The organism is Brenneria sp. g21c3 (assembly GCF_040240345.1).
GTDB lineage: Bacteria > Pseudomonadota > Gammaproteobacteria > Enterobacterales > Enterobacteriaceae > Brenneria.
On sequence record NZ_JBEIAB010000007.1, the window covers coordinates 223,048 to 229,047 of the forward strand.

The following is a 6,000-nucleotide window of genomic DNA, read 5'->3' on the forward strand; positions in this document are numbered from 1 at the left end:
GCAGCGTGCATAACATCGATAACAAAACAGTACGGTTCAGTTTTGCATCGAGGATGTTTTAGTGTCAAGAAAATGTTTATTTATGTTTTCACATGTAGGTTCGCCGGCCCCGGAGCGGGGCATAACCCGGCCTGTTGCAGATAATGCGCGCAGGTATCGGGAATAGAAAAGGATGCTTGACGGCGAAATATAAATGAAATAAAACTAAACCGTACGGTTTTTACGTGAGTTTTTTAATGCAGTGGAGGTTATATGAAAGGCATGATTTTACTGGGTGGTTTAGTCTCCGTCCTGTTGCTGACCGGATGTGTTTCCCTGTTCTGATAAACGCGAGGGGCGCGCCCTTTGTCTGCGGCGCGGTTCCCGGAGGATTTTTATGAAAAAGTTATTTTGGTTGTCCAGCAGCATAAGTCTGATGTTTTTGCTGACCGGTTGTCTATCTATCGGCAGTCATATCTAGTTATCGCTAGGGTTCTGGCGACGCAGCGTAACGCCAGTGCGCCGGTGACGCGCGATAAACCGCTGGTGGCGACCAAGGCCATCAGTGGACTAACTTCTTTTCTGACGGTCCCCGTCTTCTTTTTGAGTTGCAGCGGCTATTCCCATCAGGAAGGGCCGCTGCGGCCGCTTTCTCGTAACGCGGAATTTCCTGGTTAAGCAGGAATGGGTTATTTGCTTTAAAAAAGGGGGTGGGAAGATTGTCGGATTGATAGCTGGCTTATGTCGCACCACAAATCATTTTCCATAGAGAAAAGTCCAATATTTCCTTTTTTTCTAGAAAATTAGTCATCTACAGGCGCTCGCTTAAACAGATTTTCCGCTATTGACGCTATACGCTCTTGCTGTACTAATTTTGCGAGCCATTCCGAAGGGATACCTGAATAACCATACAATGCACCTGCGATTTGTCCTGTCGTTGCAGCCACGCTGTCCGCATCATCCCCCAAATTTGCAGCCAAAAGAATAGCATCACGGAAATTATCGGTGTTCCAAACTGACCACATAGCGGCTTCTAGGGTATCGATCACGTATCCACTAGAGCGGATCTGATCACGATTTTTTTCTTTGTATTCGCCAGCGTTAATAAGAAGCACGCGCAATGTGCTAGAAAAAACATGAGGAGAAAAGGTAACTTCTTTACTATGCCCATTAAGGAGAAAATGTAGAATGAGTCCTAAGAACTGACAGCTATTAATAGATTCAGCAGAACCATGTGTAGCGATACTTTGACTTTTAGACTCAGTCCATATCCGAAGAAATGATTTTCTTCTAAATATAGCAACAGGTGCGTGTCGAATTATAGCAGCATTGCCAGCGGTTTCACCTCCTGTATTTCCAAACCACTGACTACCATTTTTCAGGTATGCATCCAAAGCGTAACGCGTGGTATTACCTATGCCAAAGCAACGACCGTTAGAGCTATTTTCACCATAATGGTACCAGCGAACTAGTTTTTTCCTGAAAAGATCAAGATCCAGCCATCCTGCATCAAGATAGGTTTCAGCTAGGCAGAGTGCCATTGATGTATCATCAGTCCATTCTCCGGCTTTTAATTGGAATGGACCACCACCCACCATATCGTTAATATAAACATGATCGCGTGAAGAAAATTCCAATGTTGTGCCTACTGCATCACCAATAGCCAAACCAACTAATGCACCCTTAGCCTTATCGAGAGCTATCGAGTCTGGTACTACTTGGGGTTGGTTTCTCAGCCAGTCAGGTTTCCCTACGTCGATTTTTGTATCTTCCTGCACCCATTCTGGGTGGGTTGTATTATACTCCTTTCGACACTGTAATTGACGTGATGGCTTTGGAGCAAGTTGGGCATAACGCTTTGCATACAAAGACAATTTGAATTCATCTTCTCTTAGGTCAATCATGGTCTTTCCTCGTAATGAAGATCAATCTTTCCATTTTATTCTACTTATTCATTCTCCTGAAATATACGTCATTTTTTTGAAACTATTTTTATCACAATACTTTCCTCCTAGGAAATATCACTCGCCTATAATTTACACGATGATCTTACCTATCAAACATTGTAATCATCAGGATATAACATAGCCAAACGTCGCTCAGTTTTTTCGTAGTTATTATTGACTTCATGAGGCAGTTTAACTTTCAAGCCGTTACGAATTTGGTCTGCTATGAAATAAGCATTTGCGAGCCTTTCAAAAAATATTTCATCAGAGTTTTCAAACTCTTTTGCAGCATAAGCCCCAAATGTTAATTCCCACAGTTTTGCTTTATTTTTTTCATGCCCAAGAATGATTTTTCTCAAAAAAATAAGTTGTTGCACTATTGAATTATACATAGGCTCTAGCGCTACTGCTGTAGTATTACTTTTTATCTCATTATGTCGTTTCTTTGCCAAAGATAATGCTTTATCAATATAGTCAAGTTTAGTTGGTTCATTCATCCAATGGTCTCCATATATCTCTTTGTGTTGTAAGCCATTATATCCCGTCATCTTCTGTCTGGAATAATCTATTTGGCACAAACCATGTTCCAATGCTGGCATGGCTTCACTTCTTTATATACAGATTTTGCACGGCGAACCGATCTTTTGGCATCGATACTGTGGAGCGCGAACTCCGCTATGCATCAAACTTCATCCCTCCTTTCCCATCAGCAGTACCGCCGATAAGACCACCCAGCTGCATGGAGCATTTTTGCCCGTCGCTCCCTTCGCCAAATAGTGCGCAGTCGATGAAAACACTCGACGAATCGGAGTGAGTTGATGATTATTTTAACTTATATAACAAATCACTTATTTATACGTATATATTTTCTTCAGGTTTATGGTAGAGAGGGTTTGTGTTTTTAGTCGCAATTAGAGCACTTATGTTTTAGGAACAATTCGATTCTTGTAAATATCATGATTGTTTCTTATTTTTTCTGCTAACAAACTCAAACTGCCACATGTAGGGTAATTTTTCATATCCTCATCAAGTAACCAGAATTCTTCAGAAGTATCAATGTATGAATTAAAAAAACTACCGAGATGGCAAAATTTATTTCAACTAGATAGAGACTGTAGTAAAAATTGCTAATTTATAATAATTTTAAATTATTCATAGAGTTACCCTAAAATGATATCGAATGATTATGGTCTGACTTTTTTATAAAAAACAACAGCGATTAACATACTCATTTCCTTTTAAATAAATATGAAAAATCCAGATAAAAATAAATATTTACTTACTCACAAGTCTTCATGTTTTTAAAATATATGTTCCATAATTAATAAGTTATTAATAGGAGCTAAAATGAACTTACCTTCACTTGTTTTATAAAGTGTGAAATCCTAAGGGATCGTTAAGATTTTGTTTACACTATTCATAGTCTCATAGCCTTTCTCCAGTAAAGATGTCAGTAATTATATAGTCTCTTCCGCTAACCATACCATCAGTGTAAAGAGTGTTTTAATCCTGTTTGCCGCAGAATTTTCGGTTTGTTTAACAAAGCTCAACTATGCTGACAGAGAAAGAAACTATCTGAATATGCTTAGCAGCTAAAACAGAACGTACTACACGGTGGGATACGCTCCGCAAAACGGCAGGCCCAACCCGCCGTCAGCCATTAACCTTAAAGGGCGCTGGCTTGAAGAGTCGGGGTTTATCACCGGCATGCCAATAACCATTACCGTCGAACAGGGCAGGATAGTGATTGAGACCGGGATTAACCTTTAGGCGACGGATAATAAAAAGCCGGAAGGATCGTTGCGATCGCTTCCGGCTTTTTTTATTTAAGGAATAATACTTTTTAATTCTATTGCATCATCCACAACATTATCTAGAAGTTTTTCCTCTTTAATAGAAAAATTAGCATATTGCGACATTGCTCTACAAGTCGATAGTTCCTTTATTACTTCTCTAGATACATGGCTACCTTTCATTTTTATTTCTTCATAACGTGAAATGAAAAATGATGCTGACTGAGTTTTTCCATTTTTATTTAACTCAGTAATTATCTTTTCAAGAGATAAGAGTAAACTATTAAAATTCATAACCAAGGAACCTTCATCGTTCTGATAACCCATGATTTAGGCAAGTTAGATACTACAGCTTGTTTAGATAATCCTCAGAATAGGGCTTTTCAAAGTCATTTCAGTCCCCCTCTGTTATCTATCCTTACAGAGGGTGGTACCAGCGCGGTAAGTGTTAATGTTGCTGAAATGAAAAGGCCAGAAAGAGTCAAGGAAGAATATTTCTGGCTATCTATACTATACTTGCCCTATCACAAGAGGTTTATTTTTTCCCCCACCCCAAGGATCATCCAGTAAATACATTGGATTTATTGGCGTTTCAGAAGGAATGAATGTTAACTTATAAAATATCTCATCCCCTTCACAGACCTCATAATAAAGAGAATACAAATCGATTTCAAAACTCAACTCTATTTTAAACTTCTCTGATGCAGAAGCAATCTCCACATCATTTTTATTTATAATATAAAATGGAACAACTATACAACGCTGAGTATTTTCATTCATTTCAAATTTTTTTGTTAAAATTAAATGAACATTTGCACCAAAAGAACCTTCTGGTAAGGGGTCAAAAACCACATAGTCTTTATAAATAATCGCACCTTGTTCAAGATCTATTTTCCGCCACTGACTTGATGCCTCATCAAATGGTCTAGAGCGAACTTGAATTTGGCTATGGGATACCACTGAACAGGTATTTCTTTCAGCCCAGATAATTTAAATGTGGCAAGTCGTCTATGGTCTAATGTCCATAGTTTACCATTTGAATCTTGTCATATCTTTATTGCTGGTAAATCAGTGGGTTTAAGAGTTCCATTTCTTAATGCAACAGCATTATCAAGAACGGTATGTTCTCCGGTTTGATTTTTAATTGAACTCTGCATGAAATGAATATCGTCAGGATTCTTAGTGAAAGTCCCACATTTGCTAAGCCCCAGTGGATCGATCCATGTCAACGCGTTCGGCGCGTACTGATAAAGATTCAACCCACCCGCCAGCCCTATCGGATCTTGTCAAGCAATCGCTCCGTCTGATTGGTCGTACTATCGGTTACGGCTGTAAATTACCTTTATCTTGTCATCATACTTTAAGAAATCTTTCACGCTACCGCCCATCCATACTCCGTCGCTTAGGGTGGACATGCATTTTACGCCAGATACCCCTGTTTTTAAAATCTCTCAGCACGAGCGCTATCAGCGTGTCGGCTACCGGCCCAACAAGGGAGACACCTCTACGCCCGCCATTACCCTCAGCGGCAAGTGGCTCGGCGAGGCAGGATTTACCACCGGGCAATCACTCAAGCTGCGCATCATGCCGGGTTGCATCGTCATCACCGTGTAGGATATTCGTGAACTGTGGCGCTGTTTGGAAGGACTGAGCCGGGAGCCGTTCGATGAACGCGCCGCCGCCGACTGGCTCAACCGCTTTCCCGGCGGGCTGGAGCTGACGGGGATTATGAGCAGTGGCTGACCGATAATAAAAAAGCCGGAAGGATCGTTTAGATCGCTTCCGGCCTTTTTTAGTTTTTCCTTATTTTTTCGTATAGAGCGGCAACATGAACTAATTCTTTTATCAGTACATCTTCACCTGGCCAATCTGTGATAAAACGCGGATATCCTGGCATATAAACCTTTGGATCCATCACCCTAATCATTTCTTCCAGCTCTTTTTTTACCTGAGCCAATGCCTGGATAGAAAGAGGTGCTTTCTCATTGCGTTCATGCCGACTAATAGCGTCGGCTACTTTCTTAAGTGCGTCATTCAATAATAATTCAAAAGAAGAAATCATAATAAAGTTCCATATTTCCAAGGCTGCAGGACAAAAATTTGCTCTTCACCACCACTAAATTGTGAGCTATATTTAAATTGCGGAGCTGCTCTGTGATCCTACCCACGAATGGTGGACACGCTGTTAAGCGAGTAAAATCGTTAACAAGGTGAACCATGACGCAAGCAAAATCTGTGAAGAAGACATCCCGTAATCAATATACCCCGGAGTTTCGCCAGCA

General features: G+C 40.4%; 8 protein-coding genes and 1 pseudogene. 3 read left to right on the plus strand and 6 right to left on the minus strand.

What is annotated here, in order from left to right:
* The first annotated feature begins 345 nt into the window (after window positions 1-345).
* On the plus strand, window positions 346-657 hold the full coding sequence (locus tag ABRZ28_RS13405; RefSeq protein ID WP_330520504.1) for a hypothetical protein: 312 nt from the start codon (window positions 346-348) through the stop codon (window positions 655-657).
* Window positions 658-782: 125 nt separating this feature from the next.
* Here the strand turns inward: ABRZ28_RS13405 and tri1 are convergent, their stop codons facing one another.
* Both tri1 and ABRZ28_RS13415 read right to left on the minus strand, forming a co-directional pair.
* Window positions 783-1,883, minus strand: coding sequence for an ADP-ribosylarginine hydrolase Tri1 (tri1, locus tag ABRZ28_RS13410; protein WP_330520505.1), 1,101 nt, complete (start codon window positions 1,881-1,883; stop codon window positions 783-785).
* A gap of 152 nt (window positions 1,884-2,035) precedes the next feature.
* A complete protein-coding gene (locus ABRZ28_RS13415) occupies window positions 2,036-2,422 on the minus strand; it encodes an immunity protein Tsi6 family protein (RefSeq protein WP_319604955.1) in 387 nt (128 codons plus the stop codon).
* Window positions 2,423-3,539: 1,117 nt separating this feature from the next.
* Here ABRZ28_RS13415 and ABRZ28_RS13420 point away from each other — a divergent pair.
* The gene (locus ABRZ28_RS13420) at window positions 3,540-3,695 is read left to right on the plus strand and encodes a SymE family type I addiction module toxin (protein ID WP_330520506.1); all 156 of its coding nucleotides are present in this window, start codon (window positions 3,540-3,542) and stop codon (window positions 3,693-3,695) included.
* A 56-nt stretch (window positions 3,696-3,751) separates the two neighbouring features.
* Here the strand turns inward: ABRZ28_RS13420 and ABRZ28_RS13425 are convergent, their stop codons facing one another.
* The 3 genes and pseudogenes from ABRZ28_RS13425 to ABRZ28_RS24300 form a co-directional block, all read right to left on the minus strand.
* Window positions 3,752-4,012, minus strand: coding sequence for a hypothetical protein (locus tag ABRZ28_RS13425; RefSeq protein WP_319606627.1), 261 nt, complete (start codon window positions 4,010-4,012; stop codon window positions 3,752-3,754).
* Window positions 4,013-4,228: 216 nt separating this feature from the next.
* Complete coding sequence (gene comJ / locus ABRZ28_RS13430; RefSeq protein ID WP_330520507.1) at window positions 4,229-4,678, minus strand: competence protein ComJ; 450 nt, start codon at window positions 4,676-4,678, stop codon at window positions 4,229-4,231.
* Between the two features lie 229 nt (window positions 4,679-4,907).
* Window positions 4,908-5,004: pseudogene (locus ABRZ28_RS24300) on the minus strand (RHS repeat-associated core domain-containing protein); the annotation flags it as partial.
* 127 nt (window positions 5,005-5,131) lie between these two features.
* Between ABRZ28_RS24300 and ABRZ28_RS24305 the strand changes: the two are divergent.
* Window positions 5,132-5,332 carry a SymE family type I addiction module toxin gene (locus ABRZ28_RS24305; RefSeq protein ID WP_442878694.1) on the plus strand — a complete coding sequence of 67 codons (201 nt, stop codon included), beginning with the start codon at window positions 5,132-5,134 and terminating at the stop codon, window positions 5,330-5,332.
* A gap of 178 nt (window positions 5,333-5,510) precedes the next feature.
* Here the strand turns inward: ABRZ28_RS24305 and ABRZ28_RS13445 are convergent, their stop codons facing one another.
* Complete coding sequence (locus tag ABRZ28_RS13445) at window positions 5,511-5,780, minus strand: hypothetical protein (protein WP_319606622.1); 270 nt, start codon at window positions 5,778-5,780, stop codon at window positions 5,511-5,513.
* Window positions 5,781-6,000: the final 220 nt, after the last annotated feature.

Coding starts and splice junctions, on each gene's coding strand:
- tri1 (WP_330520505.1), bottom strand. CDS start 1,883: ATGATTGACCTAAGAGAAGATGAATTCAAATTGTCTTTGTATGCAAAG.
- ABRZ28_RS13425 (WP_319606627.1), bottom strand. CDS start 4,012: ATGAATTTTAATAGTTTACTCTTATCTCTTGAAAAGATAATTACTGAG.
- ABRZ28_RS24305 (WP_442878694.1), top strand. CDS start 5,132: ATGCATTTTACGCCAGATACCCCTGTTTTTAAAATCTCTCAGCACGAG.
- ABRZ28_RS13445 (WP_319606622.1), bottom strand. CDS start 5,780: ATGATTTCTTCTTTTGAATTATTATTGAATGACGCACTTAAGAAAGTA.
- ABRZ28_RS13415 (WP_319604955.1), bottom strand. CDS start 2,422: ATGAATGAACCAACTAAACTTGACTATATTGATAAAGCATTATCTTTG.